Source organism: Methanosarcina barkeri 3, from assembly GCF_000970305.1.
Classification (GTDB): domain Archaea; phylum Halobacteriota; class Methanosarcinia; order Methanosarcinales; family Methanosarcinaceae; genus Methanosarcina; species Methanosarcina barkeri_A.
The window spans coordinates 3,209,157-3,226,540 of sequence record NZ_CP009517.1 but is presented as its reverse complement, the minus strand read 5'-3'; the positions used below and the strand labels follow the sequence as shown (position 1 = coordinate 3,226,540).

Here is a 17,384-nt window from a genome sequence, read left to right as displayed (position 1 = left end):
GGTTGTCACTATACTTTTAAGGTGCTTACTGCTTTCCGAGCTATTCAAGCTTTCGTCAATTTGGAGCCTCTTGAGCTTTTGGCATGGTAACGTTTCAGAATTCAACATTAACCTGGGCTTGTAATAACAGGATCTCTCCTTCTTGCCTGCCTATTTTTTTCTCAGGCCTACTTAACTCTCAGGAGAATAGCCAGTTCTTCCCCTTCCTTTCCAATAGTTGACAGCTCTCTCGCAATTTCCGACTTTTCAAGGTATTTCTCTGTCCTCGTTCCCCCAGGTTCTTCAATCTTGATGGTAATTTCTCCTTCAGTATATCCTTTTTCAAGGCACTCCGTTACCAGTCTTCCATATATGGAAGCAATTAGTTTCAAGCAGTCAAAAATTCTGTTTTCTTCAATTGCGTTTTTCCCGTCAAGTGTGATATTAATAAGCCTTTTCGATCCTACGAATTCGGTGAAAAATCCCTTTAGCTTTGTTATAAACGCACTGACCGAGTCCCTGTTTAATTCAGCAGCGAGTTCTTTATCTTGTGTGATCTCGTAATTCCTATGCATAACTAGGAAAGTTTTCTCATCCGAAGAAATGTTGAACCTGTTTTCCTTATCCTTGTCTTCAAGTACGGCTTCCAGGCTATTTTTCTCAGACTTAATGTTCTTTATATAGAAGTCGGATACATCGAGTTTCTTTACTTTCTCCTCTCTGGATAAAATCCCGCTCTTAGACCATATAGGCAAAGTCAGGTTTTCCAGGTCTTTTACCTTCAAGGTGTCTTGTGTGAAAAAAAGGTCAAACTCGTATTGCAGGTTGTCAACAAGGCCCACCTGTTTCCCCCTCAGCGCTTTATCTTCTATGAAAGCATAACACATATTTTGGGCTCCGTAGATGCTGTCTTCAAAAAAGGGGCCAAGGACTGAAAGTATCCTTGTATCAAGCTGCTGCATTTCCATTAAGTCCAGTTTGTTCTCTTTGTCGAGTTCGGCAAATTTTTCGTTTTTCTTTGTCAATGCCAGACTTGAAGAGGTCTCAAGAATTTTCTCTTTGATCTCAAGAAGTTCAGCTACATCTACTCCGGCTGTGTGGGTTTCAACACAGTTCCTCATTTCTTTATCAAACAGGTCTATTTCTTCAACCCTTTCTTCAAAGGCTGCCAACTTTTCTCGATTTTCATCTTTTATTGTAATAGCTGATTTTTCCAGAGGTATAACTTCCTTCGAAATCGCTATAAAAGCCTGCATATCCTGAATAAAGTCTCTTTGAACTGGAAATTCAGTAGAGTTCTGGAAAGTGTATCGAATTTTAATACCCCCATCCTTTTCGCATAAAAATGTTTTTATTAAGCTATGTATTTTTCACACTTTAAGTTTGTCAGCTTTGATTTTAATAAAAATAATGTTACTTCTTTAGTTCAGTGGGTTTCTTTGTTCCCAACTTGAAAAGTTTCTTAAATGTTTTTCAAAACAAAATCTTTTAATCTATAAATCTTCTACACATAGGTTCTATTTTTACGCAATTAAAGTAGTTAAAAATGCAAATAAGAACAAAAATAATCTAATATTTCTAAAAAAAATCCTTAATCCTATATAAAATTCAAAAAGTTTCTATTAATATACATGAGATTCTTTTTTAGCACTAATTAAATTTAATTATTCTATTCTGTCAGAAAGATTTATATCAGTTATAGTGTAATCTTAGCTATATTATCATCCTAAGATAATATACAAAGATATGTGCCCAGCATTAAAATTAAAAGATTGCAGTAAGTAAAAGTTTAGCTCATAATAAATCTTCGCCTTTCGATAGCGGGTACGTGTCTAATGTTTAGGGTTGTCTGTCAACACTGACACAAAAACAGGACTATCAGCTTCCCTGAGCAGCAAGAACAAAAAAGTTAATACTTGCCGCATCAGGATTAAATGTTACCCCACTTCTACCAAAAATGAGTTCGGAGAAGCGTTGGGTTTCTTGTCAACCGAACAAACAAAAATATCAGTTTAAATATCAATTTAATTATATAGAGGGGGTTGGGTTACCAAATAGGGGTAAAATCTAATTTACAGTAAACAGACAGTATTAATTTATTTAAACTAAAAACCTCTAACTATGTATATATTAATTTACTGTTTGTCTAAATCGTTTAAATAGCTGGGATCTGCTATATCTTACTTACTAATATTATTAACAAAGATCTATGATGTTTAAACTGGACGAAAAATTGGATATTTGCGGAATCTAGGTGTAAAATATGAAACAAAGATTGATACAATTAAGTGCGATATTCATTATATTCCTTTTATCAGGGATAGGATGCGCATTTGCAGAACCAATACATTTTGATATAGGAAATATGAGTGCTAATGTTACTTACAACGAAACCGGTCCTTTCAGGCCTGGAGACGTTGTAAATATCATGGCCGATTTCAATAACTCTGTCGATCACGCCAATATATCATTTACCAATGACTCTGGTTCAGATTTAGGGACTGAGGCGCTGATGACAAAAATAGATGCTGATTCCTTTGGTTTTGATTATGAGATTCCAGAGGCTATACTAAATGATGGTCCTTTGGGTGTAAAGATATCTCCATTTGACGCCACTGGGACTAATATGCTGGGTGCCGATGAATTCCTTTCAGATTCTGATGCATTTGAACTTGATCCTGAAGGCGATTCAAACATTAGTGTCACCTACAACAAAACCAATGTTATACCGGGAGATATTGTAAATGTCATGGTCAATTTCAATGAATCGGTTGCTAATGCCAGCATATTGATTACCAACAAAACTGGTTCACCATTAGTTAATGCGTTGATGGACCCACTGGATGTCGATGATAACTCCTTTACTTATAATTATGCCATTCCACTGGACATAATAAGAGGTAATCTCAGTGTAGACATAAACGCATCTGATGCAACCGGAGCTATGCTGCTGGATGGTAAACCTTTAGCAGATCCTAACGCATTTGTGTTTGATCCTCACGGTTACTTAGACATCTTTGTCACACATAACGGAACCGGCACTCTCAGGCCTGGAGACGTTATACGTATCCTCGCGAATTTCAGTATGCCTGTTGATCATGCCAATATATCGATTGGCGATAGTTTGCCAGGAGCTAGTAATGCAAACCTGGTAGGCGCCGATTTCGTGACTGATTATCCGATGACAGAAATAGATGATGATACCTTTGCTTATGACTTTGATATTCCAGAGGATATAAGTGGTCCGCTGGATATAGACGTATCTGGTTTTGACGATGATGGTAATCTGCTGGGCGACGAGTCTTTCCCTGACGAGTTTGACGTTGGAGACCCGTATATATCGGTAGTTACCCCTAGCTCCGAATTTGCTGCCAAAAAATGTGTCGACTTTAACTTCACTGCATACGACACATACGGTCAGTCTGGAGGTCAACTTACCTATACTTTCTATCTCAATGGCGTTCAGAAGAGTAGCGGGGTTATAACCTCTGGGCAATATAAGCAATTTGAGTATGATTTGAGTGATGGTAAGCACACATGGGAAATTAAAACCAGGGACAGTTACGGAAACACACACACAACCGGATCTCGGTCTCTATATGTGGATACTAAATGTCCCAGTGTAACACTTACTTCCCCTCAAGATTGCTACAAAGAGTTAATAGGTGCTACTGAGTTCAACTTCACTTGTAATGATGATTTAGCTACTCAATATAGTGATCTTGACCTCTCATACCAGCTGTATATAGATGGACAACTTGCTGAAAACTTTTCTGGATATTCTTATCCTTGGAATGAGTTTTCCGGGAGTGCAAAATCCGGAGAATCCATAGTTAAGGAACTTGAACTTGATGACGGTGCTCATAACTGGTCGGTTTATGTTGAAGACGGAGCTGGAAACAAAGCTACAAGTGAAGTTCGGGATTTCTATGTTAGCCTTGACGGGTTTGTAGTCAATCTCGAGTCTCCGAGTGGCGGATATGTTCCAGCAAAACCGACATTTACCTTCACTGTTCAAGGACAGAATGGGGAAGGGGCAGGTCTACCTTTCAACTACAAGCTTCTCATTGACGGCAAGGAAGTAGATGCAAGCTGTAACCAGAAAGATGAGGACCTGGCATGTTGCGATGATGATGCAAGTTGCGATCTTGGTGACTTCACTCTCGGTGAAGACAACTATTCAGTAACAGCTTCAGTAAAAGATGGAACGAACAAAAACTGGACAGTAATTATCACCGACTGTACAAGTGGCAAAACTTACCAGCCTGATACGCATTCTTTCTCAGTTGACAGTGTTGCTCCGGCTTGTGTGGCAAACCTGAATGTTGAAGATGCACTTGGTCAAACTTTCTGGCAGTATGTAAATGATTATCCAGGGCTGATGGTTAGCTGGGATGCAAGCACTGACAAGGATCTTGCCGATATGCCTTATGAGGTTTATATCAGCTCATCTAAGCCAGGCTGTATTGAGGACATGCAAATAGTAAACACAACCGGATTAGAGACTCACACAGACGGGACACAGACTCCAAACCAGAAACTTGAAAATTCAAGCGTTACAAGCCTGTGTATTGAGGCAATCGACGGAAAAGACCTCATTTACGGCAAAGACTACTGGGTGGCTGTAATTGCTCGGGACAACGCCAGCAATTATAACTCTAAATTCTCAGTGTGTGGACCTGTAAGGACATATGAAGATATGACTCTCACGCTTGAGGATGGCTGGAACCTGAAATCCGTGCCGAAGGCACTTGTAGATGACTGTTCTGAAGATGTCTTTGGCAAGGACAGCACAGTAATCTACTGGGACGGGTCATGCTGGCAATTCCCTGATGACATTGAACCGTGTAAGGGTTACTGGGTCTATACCGCAGAGCCTCTCATGACCAATGTCAAGTTCAAGGGAATGTCATCTAACAGTACCAGTCCTTATGCGCCTGCTTCTCTTGAGCTCTGTGCCGGATGGAACATGATAGGGCATACATCTTCGTATTATGCACCCTGGTCCACAACTCTGTCTTCGCTCAATGATTTTGAGGCTCTAGGAGACTACAGGTTCTCTAACCTCATGACTTATGATCCCGGTGAAGGTTGGGGTGGCATAATTCCTAGCGTTTCAGATCTCATGGGCAATGAAAGTACTATGCAGTATCTGAGTAGTGATGATCCGAGACCAGTTGGAGCACTTCAGACCGATTTCTGCATGGTTCCAGGACAGGGTTACTGGATCTTCATGAAGGATAAGGGTACATATGCATCCATTGAAAACTCGTACAAACCGGATATTATGTCCGACTACTCGGGTATGGAAGGTATGTAATTTCGAAAACAATTGACTGTTCAGTCTCTTAAGGCTGAATAGTTCTTTTTCTTTTTGTTGTGTTCACATCTAATTGGAGGTCTACAATGAATAACAAATTAAAAAATGGCTTTTTGGGAATATCTGTACTACTGTTGTTTTTCCTGGCTTTCTCCCAGGAGTGTATTGCAGCAGCAGACGTCCCTCCATCCCCCCCGATGCTTCCAATGACAGTAACAGGAGTTACTCTCATTGATGGCAAGCCTGCTCCTGACGGAACTGTTGTTGCAGCTTACCTTAATGGAACAGAGTTTCTCGCAAATACTTCCTCAGGAAATTACTCTCTCTTTATTCCTGGTACAGCTGAAGATGAAGGAAAAATGATTACTTTTAAAGTGGACGGAAAAGATGCTGCAAGCAGTGTTGCCTGGGAATCCGGAGTAATAGTTACCCTTGAGCTACCTGATGGTAAGGCAGTCTATTCCGAGGTTGCTAAAAGTAATTCAAATAGTAATTCAAATAGTAATTCAAATAGTAATTCAGATAGCAATTCAAACAGCAATTCAAACAGCAATTCAAACAGCAATTCAAACAGCAATTCAAACAGCAATTCAAACAGCAATTCAAACAGCAACTCTAACAGCAACTCGAATAGTAACTCGAACTTAAAAACGAGTTCAGAATCTTTGACAGATAATAAAGAACATGAAACTTCCTTAAAGGATTCCGAAGCTGACGCTGTTGAAAGTTCAATCCCTGAACCGAACATGGTAGCTTCGAAAAGTTCAAGCGAAAGTTCGGAGGCTAAAGAGGCAGCAGATTCTTCCAAAAGTTCACTTAAATCAGAAAGTGCTCCAGGTTTCCTTATTGTCTATGCGGTTACAGGCATACTTCTGCTTGTTTTCGGATCAAATTTCGGGAGGGGATCTAGAAGGAATCCCTGAAGGCCTTTTTCGAAAAAAGTCTACATAACTAATGGTAAAATTTCAAGGTGACACGATGACGATCAAGGACAAACATTTAAGAATTTTATTATGCCTGGTTATTCTGGTACTTGGCATGTTCCTTGTTCCGGCCGCATCTGCCAGCAGTTCTTCTACTATTCCTTCTATCCCCAGTGCGTTTGAAGGAAATCTGAAAGGAGATGCTGCACATGCAGGTCCCGGACTCGTAATCTCTGCATACATAGATTCAAAGCTTGTTGGCTCTAACACTATTAAAGAGATTGGAGAGTACAAGATAGCAATTAACAGTACCGAGAAGGATAACGGAAAAGCTATAACCTTCAAGCTGGGAGGTGTTGAATCCGAACCTGTTTCCGTGGTCTATAAGCACGGAGATGTGCCAGTTAAACTTGACCTGACATTTAATGGAGACTTTATACCTCCTGAAATACAAAGTTTATCCGCATCCCCAATATACATCCTGAGTGATGGAAAGGATTTCTCGACTGTCACGGCAAAGGTTGTAGATGACTCTGGAATCAAATCAGTGACCCTCGACCTCACATCCATAGAACATGGCGTGGTTCCATTGAATTTAGGAACTGGAGATCAGTATACCTATAATATAGTCAGTACTATACCAGGTGAGTTCAAGTTCGAATTCAGAGCTTCGAACCCTTCGGGAAACAGTGTTGTAGATAAGGATAGAATTTCTATAACTATACTAAAAGAAAATCAACTCGCAACAACGTTTGGAGGTTCTGACGGGGTCTTCTCTCCTGAGGAAATTGCGACTCTTGTACACAATAACAATGTATCCAGCGGAATCAAATATGCAGTTCTGGGTGCGTATTTTGCTGATGGGTGGGATCGGATATGAAATGGCCTGAGTTAAAATTTGTTGTTATACTGCTCCTGGCCCTAACTTTAGTTACTGTTCCGGCTTCTGCATGCAGTGCAGAAAGGACTTTCTCTTCTATTTCAGTTAGTCCCAATCAGGAGTTCAAGGTAACAGTCAATGTAGCTAATTATGGTGCTGCCGGGCAGGTACTTGAAAAGCTTCCTGCTGGCTTTACACTTGTTAGTTCTACCCTGCCTGAAAGAGCTGTAACTGTAAATGATGGCAACGAAGTTTCTTTCCTGCTCATGACTGAAACGAGTTTCAGTTACACCCTGAAAGCTCCGGAAACGACCGGTACGTACAAAATTGTAGGACTTCTAAGAGACATCAATAAAACCGAATCTACGATCCTTCCTGCAGACTGTTCCATCACTGTCAGTAATAACGTCCCCCCCCCAGAAGATGACGACGACGATTCTGGTGGAGGCGGCGGAGGCGGCGGAGGCGGTGGAGGCGGCGCTTCTGCCGAGCCTCAGAGCAATGTCGCGGCCAAAGAACTGTCTAAGAAATCTGTTAACTCCGGGGAGCGCGTAAGATTCGAGTTCCCACAGGGTGCAACCTGCATAAGATATGTGGAGTTTGATGCCAAAAAGACTATGGGAAAAGTAACTACTATTGTCGAAATGCTGAAAGAACAGTCTAAGCTGGTTTCGAGCCTGCCGGAAGGTACGATTTATAAGAACGTGAACATCTGGGTAGGTTCCGGAGGAATTGCAAATTCAAATAATATCGCAAACGCAGTTGTAGGCTTCAGAGTTGAAAAGAACTGGCTTAAGAATTGCGGAGCTGATAATACGTCTGTAACTCTCTGGAACTATAATAACAAAGCCTGGAGCAAACTTGAAACCAAAGTGGTTGGTGGTGACGACACCTATGTCTTCTTTGAGTCCAAGACTCCGGGTTTCGGACCCTTCACAATTGTAGTACCCAGTAAAAGTACGGAACTGAAACCTTCAAAAGAAACAGACACCACTACTCCAACCACAGAAAAAAATGTATCGAACCCTGCAGCTGATGAAGAGAAACCTTCTGGCAAGAGTTCTATTCCGGGTTTTGAGTCCGCAGTAGCAATCGGAGTCATTGGTGCTGTATATCGGATTCTGAGAAGAAGGTAAAAAATACTCAATTTAAAATAAGTTTTAACTTTAAGCAGCCTTCAAAGCTGCTTATCTTTTTTAATTTTGTTTTCAAGCAGTTTCCTATTTTCTTACGTGCCTCAACCGCTGACCCGCAACCGTTGCGCCGGTTGATCACGCCGTTACCAGGGGAAGAATTTCATGCACTATTTTCGCTCAAGCCTTTTTAAAAAAGGCTTGTGATCACGCCTATAGGGTTTGGGGATAAGTTTTTCAAATCTAAACGTTATCTCGTTTTCGATCAAAGCTTTTCTGAGAAGGTATGTGCTCAAGCATTTTTTAAAAGGGTTGTGATCACACTGTTACTAGGGATTTTTGATCAAACTTTTTTTTAAAAAAGGCTTGTGATCACATTTACTAAGTGACCTGATGCAAAATTTGGGTAAATAGGTTTCTGAGTGAGTTAAAAATCAATTTATCTAGCCTATAACTCAGCCCTCTTGAGCGAACGGAGTGAGCGAAAAGGGCCCCGTCCTCCCGAGACGGGACTCGGGTGACGGAATTCGGGTGATGGGACTCGGGCGATGGGACTCGGGAAATACATCAGCCGGGATTCGAACCCGGGTTCGAGCGTTGGCAACGCCCGGTGATGACCGCTACACTACTGATGTTCAAAGTTTACAGGATACCCTGCCGTTTTATACTATACATTTTCTAACTAATTAAGTTGATCCCTGCGGGATCTTCGGGATATATGTTTTATATCACCTACATTCTTAAATAATAACCTTTAGATCTATAGGATATTATCTCGAGAGCATAGATTTCCCCACTCTAGTTTCTGTTAAAGCACCATTTAAACTATGTTCAATTGATTTACATATGTAGTCGTCGGTGAAGAAAGTATATAAATTGGCGAAGAAAGCATATAAATTATCTAAGCCCTCTATTCTATAAAGCCAGGCAGGAAAATTTTTAAACATTGACTTTTATTATATTTATGGTGTTTGGCAGTTGGTCGACCAAAAGAAAATTCACAATCAATGTCTAAGCAGTGACCCCAAGGAGCGTATGCACGCACTAGAGGAATTAAAGAATTTCTTCTCTTTCATGCCGGATAAACAACAGGCATGGAATGACTTGCATAGATTGACCAGTGATGAAGACAGTTATGTAAGGGATAGTGCTGTCAAAGCTCTTGATTTTGCATTTACTCAAGTGCCGGATAAGCAGCAGGCATATAACGATTTACTTAGATTGACCAGTGACGTACCAGATAAACAACAGGCATGGAATGACTTACTTAAACTGATCACTGATAAGGATCATGATGTCAGGTCTAGTGCTGTCATAACTCTTGATTCTGCATTTTCTGACGTACCAGATAAGCAACAGGCATGGAACGATTTACTTAAACTGATTACTGATAAGGATCATGATGTCAGGTCTAGTGCTTCCAAAGCTCTTGATTCTGCATTTACTCAAGTGCCGGATAAGCAACAGGCATGGAATGATTTATTTAGACTAACTAATGATGAAAACTGGCTAGTGAGGTCTAGTGCTGCCGAAGCTCTTGGTTCTGCGTTTTCTCAAGTACCGGATAAACAACAGGCATGGAGTGACATGCATAGACTGATCAACGATGAAAACATTTTCGTGAGGATAAGTGCTACCTTAGCTCTTGAATCTGCATTTTCTCAGGTGACAGATAAACGACAGGCTTTGAATAATGTACTTAGACTGACTAATAATAAAGACCATGAAGTTAGGTCCAGTGCTGCATATGCTCTTGGTTCTGCGTTTTCCTATTTTTCAGATAAGCAAAAGGTACGCAATGACTTACTTAAACTGACCAACGATCAAAACAATTCTGTAAGATCCTACTCAAATCATTCTCTTGGAAGAGTTTCAATATTCATGGCTTCCAAGGCTGAGACCGAGGAAAATTACAAAAAAGAATTAGAAAATGCAATAAAATATTTCGAAACCGCAGCAAAGGAAGCGTCTTGTGATAATCCTGCTCAGTTTTGCCTTCCTTTTTATCGTTCATTCTATTCAATAATTTTCAAAAGACAGGACGCTAAAGAAGAAGTGAACAAGTACCTGGAAGAAGCTAAAGCCGTAATTGAAAACTCCAAGGGCAAAAAACAGCTTCAAAAAGCTGTTCAATACCTTGCAGAAGCATTAAAAGAAGTCCAGAATATAGGAAATCTAGATTTGCCTGGGATGAGAGATGAGCTTAGTTTCTACAGGAAATATTGTGATTACGCTGCAGAACTAATGAGTTGCACCGACGAAAAAGCACCTTTTGCGACAGAAGTTCTGAGAAAAGCTGCAAGTTCCAGTACATAGATTTTCAAATAAACACATAATAAGAAAACGACTACAGTTTATGACGTAAATTATTATTTTTAAGTCATGTAAAGTTCTGTAACACGGAAAATGCAGCCGTTCGTAGAGTGACTGTATCCGGATTTACAGCCACGAAAATTGCGGAAATTCGGAAATCACAGAAATCGCGAAAATCACGGAAATCACGGAAATCACGGAAATCACAGAAATCACGGAAATCACAGAAATCACGGAAATCACAGAAATCACGGAAATCACAGAAATAATCGATGCAGTATCTGTCGTTTCAGTAGCTGGAGTTTGCTGTTGAAATGCCATTATTTGGTTACAAAAACTACAAAATAGGCACAGACAAATGAAGATTGATTGTCCACGTGCATATGTGTTTATACGCAGTTTCAGTTAAAACGTAAGTTTCTACAGACCATAATACTATAAGTTTTTATGTCATGAATACAGGTTAAGTAGTCAATATGAGCAACAACCTAAAACAGAAATCATTGATTCCTAATAAATATTTAATTTTGATTGCAGGCATAGTTTGGATGTTTGCTGGAACAATGGTAATAGAGACTGGATTACCATATTTTATAAGTCAGGGGAGATATATTTTTAGTGTTTTTTTAGCTGCTTCGGTATTCTCGGTATTTTATTTTTTCATTTTCTCTAAATTAGTTGAAAAGCACACGACTCGAATAAGTAAAGATAATAGAAAGAAAATGTTTGTTACGGAATTTTTTGATAGAAAATCATACCTGGTTATGGTGGTAATGATATTAGGTGGAGTTACTATCCGTAAATTTAGTCTTCTGCCAGCTTTTGACATAGGGTTCTTTTATGTTGGAATTGGATTGGCATTGTTCTCTTGTGGTATGAAGTTCGTATATAAATTTAAGATTTCGTCTTTGTGATTGAACAACCTTGAAGAATTATCTACATGATCTATCATACAAAATAGAAGCAGACGTTCCAGAACCTGCGCTGGTAGAAAATACGAGTTGAATAACCTGTTTTTGAGATTTAAGAAGAAACAATATTAATAATTTACTTAAAAGGAAATGTGTTTTCTGTTTTCCATTTTTAAAAAGTTAAATAGATTCAAAACCTTCTATCTGTGATGTAAAAACCCTTTAGTTACCGAATATACAAAGTTTTATATTATCAAGCAGTATAGACTGACATCCTTTATTCTCTGACAATATGTATTATTTGATTTTCAAACCGATACTTTTGATTTTATTACTGAATTTTTTGAGTGATGGATTTTGAGCGAGCTTGAGAAACTGATAAATCTTGCAAAAAACGCAGCCGAAAAAATCCGGAAATACAGATTTGTGCGCGTAGTCTCACATAATGATGCTGATGGGCTGACTTCAGCCGGGATAATGGCACAGGCCCTGTTGCGAGCAGATATTTGTTTCCAGCTTTCGATAGCTGGAAGGCTGGATGAAGCTGTGATTGAAGACATTAATAGGAGCATCTCCAGGGATGAACTTGTTATCTTTTGCGATATGGGCAGCGGGCAGCCTGAACTTATTGGTAAGGTGGCAGCTGATGTTATAGTGCTCGATCACCACCAGCCTGTGGGGCAATCTCCGGCAAAAGCTGTTGTAAATGCCCATCTGGTTGGAATCGACGGGGCAACTGATCTCTCGGCTTCTGGCACCTGCTACCTGGTAGCGAGAGAACTGGCAGCTGATAACGTTGACCTTGCAGGACTGGCTCTTGCAGGTGCAATCGGAGATAAGCAACTCTTTCACACGGCCAATGCTTTCATTCTGGAAGAAGCCTTAAAAACAGGGGTTGTATCTATTAGGAAGGGACTCAAAGTAGGAGATGGAGACCTCATAGACGTACTTGCATACAGTACTGAACCCTTTCTGGATATAACCGGTTACCCTGAAAAAGTTACGGAATTTTTGAACCAGCTCAGGCTTTCAGGAAAGATTGAAAATCTGTCTGAGGAGGAAGTTTCAAGACTGGCCAATGCTGTCGCTCTGAAACTTGTCAGGCAAGCAAGCCCGGAGGCTATCGAAGCCGTTATAGGAGAAGTTTTGCTGCTGAATCGGGAGCTTGTAAGAAACGTTTACGATTTTATTTCTATTCTTAATACATGTGGAAAGCAGAAAATCTACGGGCTGGCTATTTCTCTTTGTCTGAAAGACCAGGAGATTGTCAGTGAAGCCCTTTCTTTTAAAAGCGAATATGAAAAGAAACTTACACTGAATGTCAGGGAAAATGTAGAAAAAATTCGCAAAGGAGAAAATCTATGGTATGTTATTACTGCTGATGCCCTTTCTACCGGAAACCTTGCAAGCACGGTAGTCCGTTACCTTCATCCCGAGCTTCCCTTCGTTTGCATAAATGAATCCGAAGGAATCTTGAAGGTCTCGGCAAGAGGCACCCGTGAGCTTGTCTCAAAGGGCCTTGATCTTGCTTTTGCCCTGAGGGAAGCTGCAAGTTCAGTTGGTGGAAGAGGAGGCGGACATAATGTAGCTTCCGGGGCTACAATTCCTCTTGGGAGTGCCGAGGAGTTCCTGAGCATTGCAGACCGAATCATAGGTGACCAGCTCAAGAAGACTAAAACGAAAAACTAAAAAAGATAAAGATAATAAGTTGGAAAAGCGATGGGAGTGTTTATGAAAATTACAGGTACGATTGAATTTCCAGATCCCAAATCAAGAAAATCCGCTGCAAAAATTTTACAAGCTCTTTCTCCGGATAACCTTAGAAGCATGGAAAGTGAAATTCATGATGATAAAGTTGCTGTTCGGTTTCATTCTGAAAAAATTGGCTCTCTCCTGGCAACAGTTGATGACTTTCTCATGAATGTTAAAATTGGAGAAGGAATCGAAGAGGCTATGGAAAAAGAAGATAAAGTACGATAAAGCTAATTTTTCCTTATTTTTCTTTATCTCTTTCCTTTGTTTTTCTTTATTTTCTTTCCTTTACTCTTTTTTGTTCTCTATCCTTTTTTCCTTTGTTTTTCCTTTGTTTTTCCTTTGTTTTTCCTTTGTTTTTCCTTTGTTTTTCCTTTGTTTTTCCTTTGTTTTTCCTTTGTTTTTCCTTTGTTTTTCCTTTGTTTTTCCTTTGTTTTTCCTTTGTTTTTTCCTTCTCTCTTTTTTTCCGTTTTACCTTTTTGCTTTACTTTTTTGTCTTTAAATTACATTTTTATAGAAGCCATCAATCTCTTGAACCTTCTCGCCAGAGCTGTATCAGTTCTTTAAGCCTCTCACCCGTGAGTTCTGCTCCGGTTTCAGGTATCTGTAGACCATTGCGGTAGATATGAATAGCTTCCTGAAGCTCTTCAGTGCTTATGTTTTCCCCTTCCTGGGAAGCCGAGCTATCCCAGGGATTCCATGTGCGGACTGTCCAGTTCCAGCTATGTGCAACGTTTTCGTCTCGGGTTCGGGCAATTGCTGTGATATTATAAAAGCCTGGAGAACGGATGACTTCCGTGTGTGAACTATCTTTAACGCTGGATTCGGAACCCCTACTTTCTCCATTAAGATACCAGCTTATATTGCAGGCATAATTTGTACTGACACTGAACTCCTGCTTTTCTCCTTTGTAGGTTGCTACATTCTCTACTGGGCTGGCTGAGTTAATTGAAAGAGGGACCACTTTTATATAATCAGTTTTAGTCTCGGTGTTAGACCCTTTACTATTTCCGATATTCAGAGAAACAGTATAAGTCCCGTAAGACCTGTAGGTATAGACTGGATTCTGAGCTATTGAGTCGATTGTTCCATCCCCGTTCAGATCCCACCTCCAGGATAAAGCATTGCTGGAAAGATCTGTGAACTGGACTGTAAGAGGATACATTCCTGTTGTAACATTTGAAGTAAAACCCGCCTCAGGAAGTATGTAACTGGTTGTGAAAGCTTTAATGCAGAGATTTGCTTCCGAATTTCTTGATATATCCTCCCACTTGACGCCATTAGGGCTCACATAACTTTCTCCGGGATTGGCCTGGGCTTTACTGCTGTAACGGGCTATCGGCTCTTCGACTGCAAGAGGACCTGAATCCGAAGGATTGGTGAATCTAATAACTATTGAAAATTTCTCTCCGGCATTTATTGGCACTGCCGAATTCAGTACATGTGTATGGTATCCTGGGAAAGAGTATCTGCCACTTTCCTGTACAAGGTATCCCTGTCCAGAATTCACAGGCCCGGAAACAGGATTTTTATATATGTATATCTCGTAAGCTGTATTAAGATCCGTAGTATAGAACCCTATGGCTCTGAGGTTTTCATTCCTTTCCGAGGAGAAAACATTACCTCCCCAGGCAACCAGGCTTCCTTCATATTCTTTTGATACTATCCATCCCAGTGGGTCATACTGATAGACATGGTCATAGTTATTTTGACTTTCAGCTGTGAATATGGCATTTTCACTGTATCCGAGTTTTGTGTCGTAGTAGGAAATATAAAAGTACCCGTCCTCTCCCCAGGTATCGCCCCAGCTATTTTTCGCTATAAAAGCCCCGTCTCCTGGAGGAACCTGCGTAAATGAATTCCTATCAAAAGAATCATTCCATCCTACAATGGTTACAGCATGATTGACCGACAGGCTCCCTGGGTATCGATAGGCATAGTTTCTTTGCTGATAATACCCAGGATTCCAGTACATTGTTGTGTACACAGCCCCGTAATCCATAATTGCATTCTTGATAACCTCGTTATCCAGGAATTCGGACTTTTTAGGCAGAAATAGTGTCTCTTGTACATGTTTCTGTACAGAAAGCCCTGTGGGTGAATAAGTAGATGAATCGTTATAAGGGTCCTCAGAATCATTTACAGGCCCGCTCCAGCGAGAAAGATATGCTGTTGATATGAATGCATTGCCACCATTATCAGGTGTAAGATCAAACCCCTGTGAATAGCTATTTGAGACAATGTTTTTCATGTTGTTCTCAGAAAAGTCATAGCTTTTTCCTTCTTTTTCCAGGATATAAGACTCGAGGGAAGCGATACTTGAAAAGGCCCAGCAGCTCCCGTCCTTTCCCTGATTCCTTACGGCTGTTACTTTTCCTTCCTTGCGCAGATCATAAACAGCCGGAAGATCTGAACCTGAAGCACCCAACAAAGGTCTTTCTTCAGAGCTTGCAAGCCCTGACAGGTCAACAGGTGACGGTTTATATCCGGTTCCTGAAATCTGTCCGTAACTACCCACAAAAGAAAAAGCTTCAACTGAGTCAGGCTGCTGGTCTTCCAGAAAGTCAGGGTTCATTGGGGCCGTTTTAATCACGGGTTCAACCACGGACTCGTCAGAATGCGTGCAGTTTTGTGATATTTCAGGGTCTTCGGCATTTTCGTCGGCAAAACTTGGGCTGCTTGACAGGCACAAAATCAAAATCATAAACACAACCAGAAAAGGTTTTATTTTTTTAAGTAAGGAAAGTTTTACTCTTTTCAAGATCTCTGGCCTCTGTGAGATTCTCTCCTGGCGAGCCTGTATAAGCTTTTTCGGAGCTTGCCGGGATGTATATCTTTATCATTATTTTATAACTGAATTATAGGACTATTTATGAGATTTGTCTATAAGTCTTTTTCCAACCGAATATAATTTTTTATTATATCTTATTGACTATTTTTTCCCACATAAAGCCAAAATCAGGTATCTATTACTAAAATGGTCTTAAATTTTCTTCTTACCAGGATGCATTTATGAATATAAATAATTTTATTGTTATATATCTTTAAATCTTTAGTTTCATCTACTTAATTTTTATTTCATTAATCTTATTTTTACAAACTATATCTTGAAGCTATTATTCCCAATAGAAAGAAACATTACTCTTGTCCTTCAATACCTTATAAGCACATTTTAAGGGGGTGGAGACCTGTTTTCGGAGGCACTTGTAGAGCTTGAAAAAACCAGACCTGAAGACCTTGATAAAGAGATCCTTAGAGCTGCCATGATTGCAGAGCTGGATGCTATCAACGTTTATGAGCAAATGGCAAATCTGACAAAAAGTGAAGAAATTCGTAAAATCCTGCTTGATATTGCCAGAAAAGAAAAAATCCATGTAGCGATGTTTGAAACCGTGCTCCTGCAAACTGACAAAGAGTTTCTGAAAATCTATTCGGACTATGCTCTGGCTAGAAGTAGAAAATAAACTTTATTCTCTTTGTTTTTTACGCAATTGTTTTTTATCATTTTTTTCTTACTTCTACCGTTCCTTCTGGGTTAGCCTGCCATAACTAAGTTAACTGACAATTAACCTTTATCTCATCAAAATCATATTTTCTATTGATCCTCCATGCTTGAAGAATATATGAAAAAAAGACACTTTCAAAAAACACCTGAACCGTCGTCTATCGGCTTTAAAAAAAGCCCTGACAAACCAATATTTGTGGTTCAACGCCATGATGCTCGTAAGCTTCATTATGATTTTCGCCTGGAAATGGACGGAGTTTTAAAAAGCTGGGCTGTGCCAAAGGAACCTCCGAAGGAGGCAGGTACCAGAAGGCTTGCTATCGAGACTGAGGACCATCCACTGACATATGCCAATTTTGAGGGGGAAATCCCTGCTGGAGAGTATGGGGCCGGCAAAGTTGAGATCTGGGATAGAGGAACTTTTGATCTTTTGAAACGTGAGGAAAAGGAAATTGTCGTGGCACTTGAAGGTGAAGAGTTGAAAGGAATTTACGTTCTGGTTCGGACAAAGTACGGAAAAGGTGAAAAAGGCTGGCTCTTCTTTAAAAAGGTAAGCTAACAATGGACTATAAATTAGTACTAATTAGTACTTCTGAGTGCGCAATCTATGTCTCAAGAGTGAGACATAGGTCAGAACCCTGATCTTTTTAAACCATTATGAGTATAAG

The 17,384-nt window shown here is 40.0% G+C and carries 13 protein-coding genes and 1 tRNA gene; 10 read left to right on the top strand and 4 right to left on the bottom strand.

All coding sequences use genetic code 11. The features are described from left to right. Positions 1–167 precede the first annotated feature (167 nt). Positions 168–1,235, bottom strand: coding sequence for a hypothetical protein (locus MSBR3_RS13075; protein ID WP_196296951.1), 1,068 nt, complete (start codon positions 1,233–1,235; stop codon positions 168–170). 1,007 nt (positions 1,236–2,242) lie between these two features. On the opposite strand from MSBR3_RS13075, the gene MSBR3_RS13070 reads away from it, so the two are divergent. The 4 genes from MSBR3_RS13070 to MSBR3_RS13050 all read left to right on the top strand — a co-directional run bounded on the left by MSBR3_RS13070 (position 2,243) and on the right by MSBR3_RS13050 (position 8,238). After that, entirely contained in the window at positions 2,243–5,299 is a 3,057-nt protein-coding gene (locus tag MSBR3_RS13070; RefSeq protein WP_155396817.1) for a hypothetical protein, read from the top strand. An 86-nt stretch (positions 5,300–5,385) separates the two neighbouring features. Further along, complete coding sequence (locus MSBR3_RS20695; protein WP_052723409.1) at positions 5,386–6,222, top strand: hypothetical protein; 837 nt, start codon at positions 5,386–5,388, stop codon at positions 6,220–6,222. Positions 6,223–6,253: 31 nt separating this feature from the next. After that, positions 6,254–7,102, top strand: coding sequence for an Ig-like domain-containing protein (locus MSBR3_RS13055; RefSeq protein WP_230627474.1), 849 nt, complete (start codon positions 6,254–6,256; stop codon positions 7,100–7,102). Beyond that, entirely contained in the window at positions 7,099–8,238 is a 1,140-nt protein-coding gene (locus MSBR3_RS13050) for a PGF-pre-PGF domain-containing protein (protein ID WP_048108671.1), read from the top strand. The genes MSBR3_RS13055 and MSBR3_RS13050 overlap by 4 nt, the downstream gene beginning before the upstream one ends. Before the next feature lie 560 nt (positions 8,239–8,798). Here the strand turns inward: MSBR3_RS13050 and MSBR3_RS13045 are convergent. Continuing rightward, positions 8,799–8,870: transfer RNA gene (locus MSBR3_RS13045), tRNA-Gly, on the bottom strand. A 343-nt stretch (positions 8,871–9,213) separates the two neighbouring features. On the opposite strand from MSBR3_RS13045, the gene MSBR3_RS13040 reads away from it, so the two are divergent. Further along, positions 9,214–10,551, top strand: a complete 1,338-nt coding sequence (locus MSBR3_RS13040) for a HEAT repeat domain-containing protein (RefSeq protein ID WP_155396816.1) — start codon at positions 9,214–9,216, stop codon at positions 10,549–10,551. Between the two features lie 123 nt (positions 10,552–10,674). On the opposite strand, the gene MSBR3_RS20395 is transcribed toward MSBR3_RS13040, so the two are convergent. Beyond that, entirely contained in the window at positions 10,675–10,869 is a 195-nt protein-coding gene (locus tag MSBR3_RS20395) for a hypothetical protein (protein WP_155396815.1), read from the bottom strand. 155 nt (positions 10,870–11,024) lie between these two features. Between MSBR3_RS20395 and MSBR3_RS13035 the strand changes: the two genes are divergently transcribed. The 3 genes from MSBR3_RS13035 (at position 11,025) to MSBR3_RS13025 (ending at position 13,439) form a co-directional block, all read left to right on the top strand. Continuing rightward, complete coding sequence (locus MSBR3_RS13035; RefSeq protein WP_052723407.1) at positions 11,025–11,462, top strand: hypothetical protein; 438 nt, start codon at positions 11,025–11,027, stop codon at positions 11,460–11,462. Between the two features lie 354 nt (positions 11,463–11,816). After that, positions 11,817–13,148: a single-stranded-DNA-specific exonuclease RecJ gene (locus MSBR3_RS13030; RefSeq protein WP_048108670.1), complete on the top strand. Its 1,332-nt coding sequence runs from the start codon at positions 11,817–11,819 to the stop codon at positions 13,146–13,148. A gap of 42 nt (positions 13,149–13,190) precedes the next feature. Further along, positions 13,191–13,439, top strand: coding sequence for a KEOPS complex subunit Pcc1 (locus MSBR3_RS13025; RefSeq protein WP_048108668.1), 249 nt, complete (start codon positions 13,191–13,193; stop codon positions 13,437–13,439). A 295-nt stretch (positions 13,440–13,734) separates the two neighbouring features. Here MSBR3_RS13025 and MSBR3_RS13020 read toward each other — a convergent pair whose 3' ends face one another. Further along, the gene (locus MSBR3_RS13020; protein WP_230627472.1) at positions 13,735–15,972 is read right to left on the bottom strand and encodes a lectin like domain-containing protein; all 2,238 of its coding nucleotides are present in this window, start codon (positions 15,970–15,972) and stop codon (positions 13,735–13,737) included. A 427-nt stretch (positions 15,973–16,399) separates the two neighbouring features. Here MSBR3_RS13020 and MSBR3_RS13015 point away from each other — a divergent pair, with 427 nt between their 5' ends. Then, complete coding sequence (locus MSBR3_RS13015; RefSeq protein ID WP_048108667.1) at positions 16,400–16,675, top strand: ferritin family protein; 276 nt, start codon at positions 16,400–16,402, stop codon at positions 16,673–16,675. Between the two features lie 159 nt (positions 16,676–16,834). Then, positions 16,835–17,275 carry a DNA polymerase ligase N-terminal domain-containing protein gene (locus tag MSBR3_RS13010; protein WP_268989084.1) on the top strand — a complete coding sequence of 147 codons (441 nt, stop codon included), beginning with the start codon at positions 16,835–16,837 and terminating at the stop codon, positions 17,273–17,275. Positions 17,276–17,384: the final 109 nt, after the last annotated feature.

What these genes read in the sequence shown, in the direction of transcription:
- MSBR3_RS13055 (WP_230627474.1), top strand. Translation starts at nt 6,254, where the DNA reads ATGGTAAAATTTCAAGGTGACACGATGACGATCAAGGACAAACATTTA.
- MSBR3_RS13075 (WP_196296951.1), bottom strand. Translation starts at nt 1,235, where the DNA reads ATGCAGGCTTTTATAGCGATTTCGAAGGAAGTTATACCTCTGGAAAAA.
- MSBR3_RS13050 (WP_048108671.1), top strand. Translation starts at nt 7,099, where the DNA reads ATGAAATGGCCTGAGTTAAAATTTGTTGTTATACTGCTCCTGGCCCTA.
- MSBR3_RS13070 (WP_155396817.1), top strand. Translation starts at nt 2,243, where the DNA reads ATGAAACAAAGATTGATACAATTAAGTGCGATATTCATTATATTCCTT.
- MSBR3_RS13035 (WP_052723407.1), top strand. Translation starts at nt 11,025, where the DNA reads ATGAGCAACAACCTAAAACAGAAATCATTGATTCCTAATAAATATTTA.
- MSBR3_RS13010 (WP_268989084.1), top strand. Translation starts at nt 16,835, where the DNA reads ATGAAAAAAAGACACTTTCAAAAAACACCTGAACCGTCGTCTATCGGC.
- MSBR3_RS20395 (WP_155396815.1), bottom strand. Translation starts at nt 10,869, where the DNA reads ATGGCATTTCAACAGCAAACTCCAGCTACTGAAACGACAGATACTGCA.
- MSBR3_RS13025 (WP_048108668.1), top strand. Translation starts at nt 13,191, where the DNA reads ATGAAAATTACAGGTACGATTGAATTTCCAGATCCCAAATCAAGAAAA.
- MSBR3_RS20695 (WP_052723409.1), top strand. Translation starts at nt 5,386, where the DNA reads ATGAATAACAAATTAAAAAATGGCTTTTTGGGAATATCTGTACTACTG.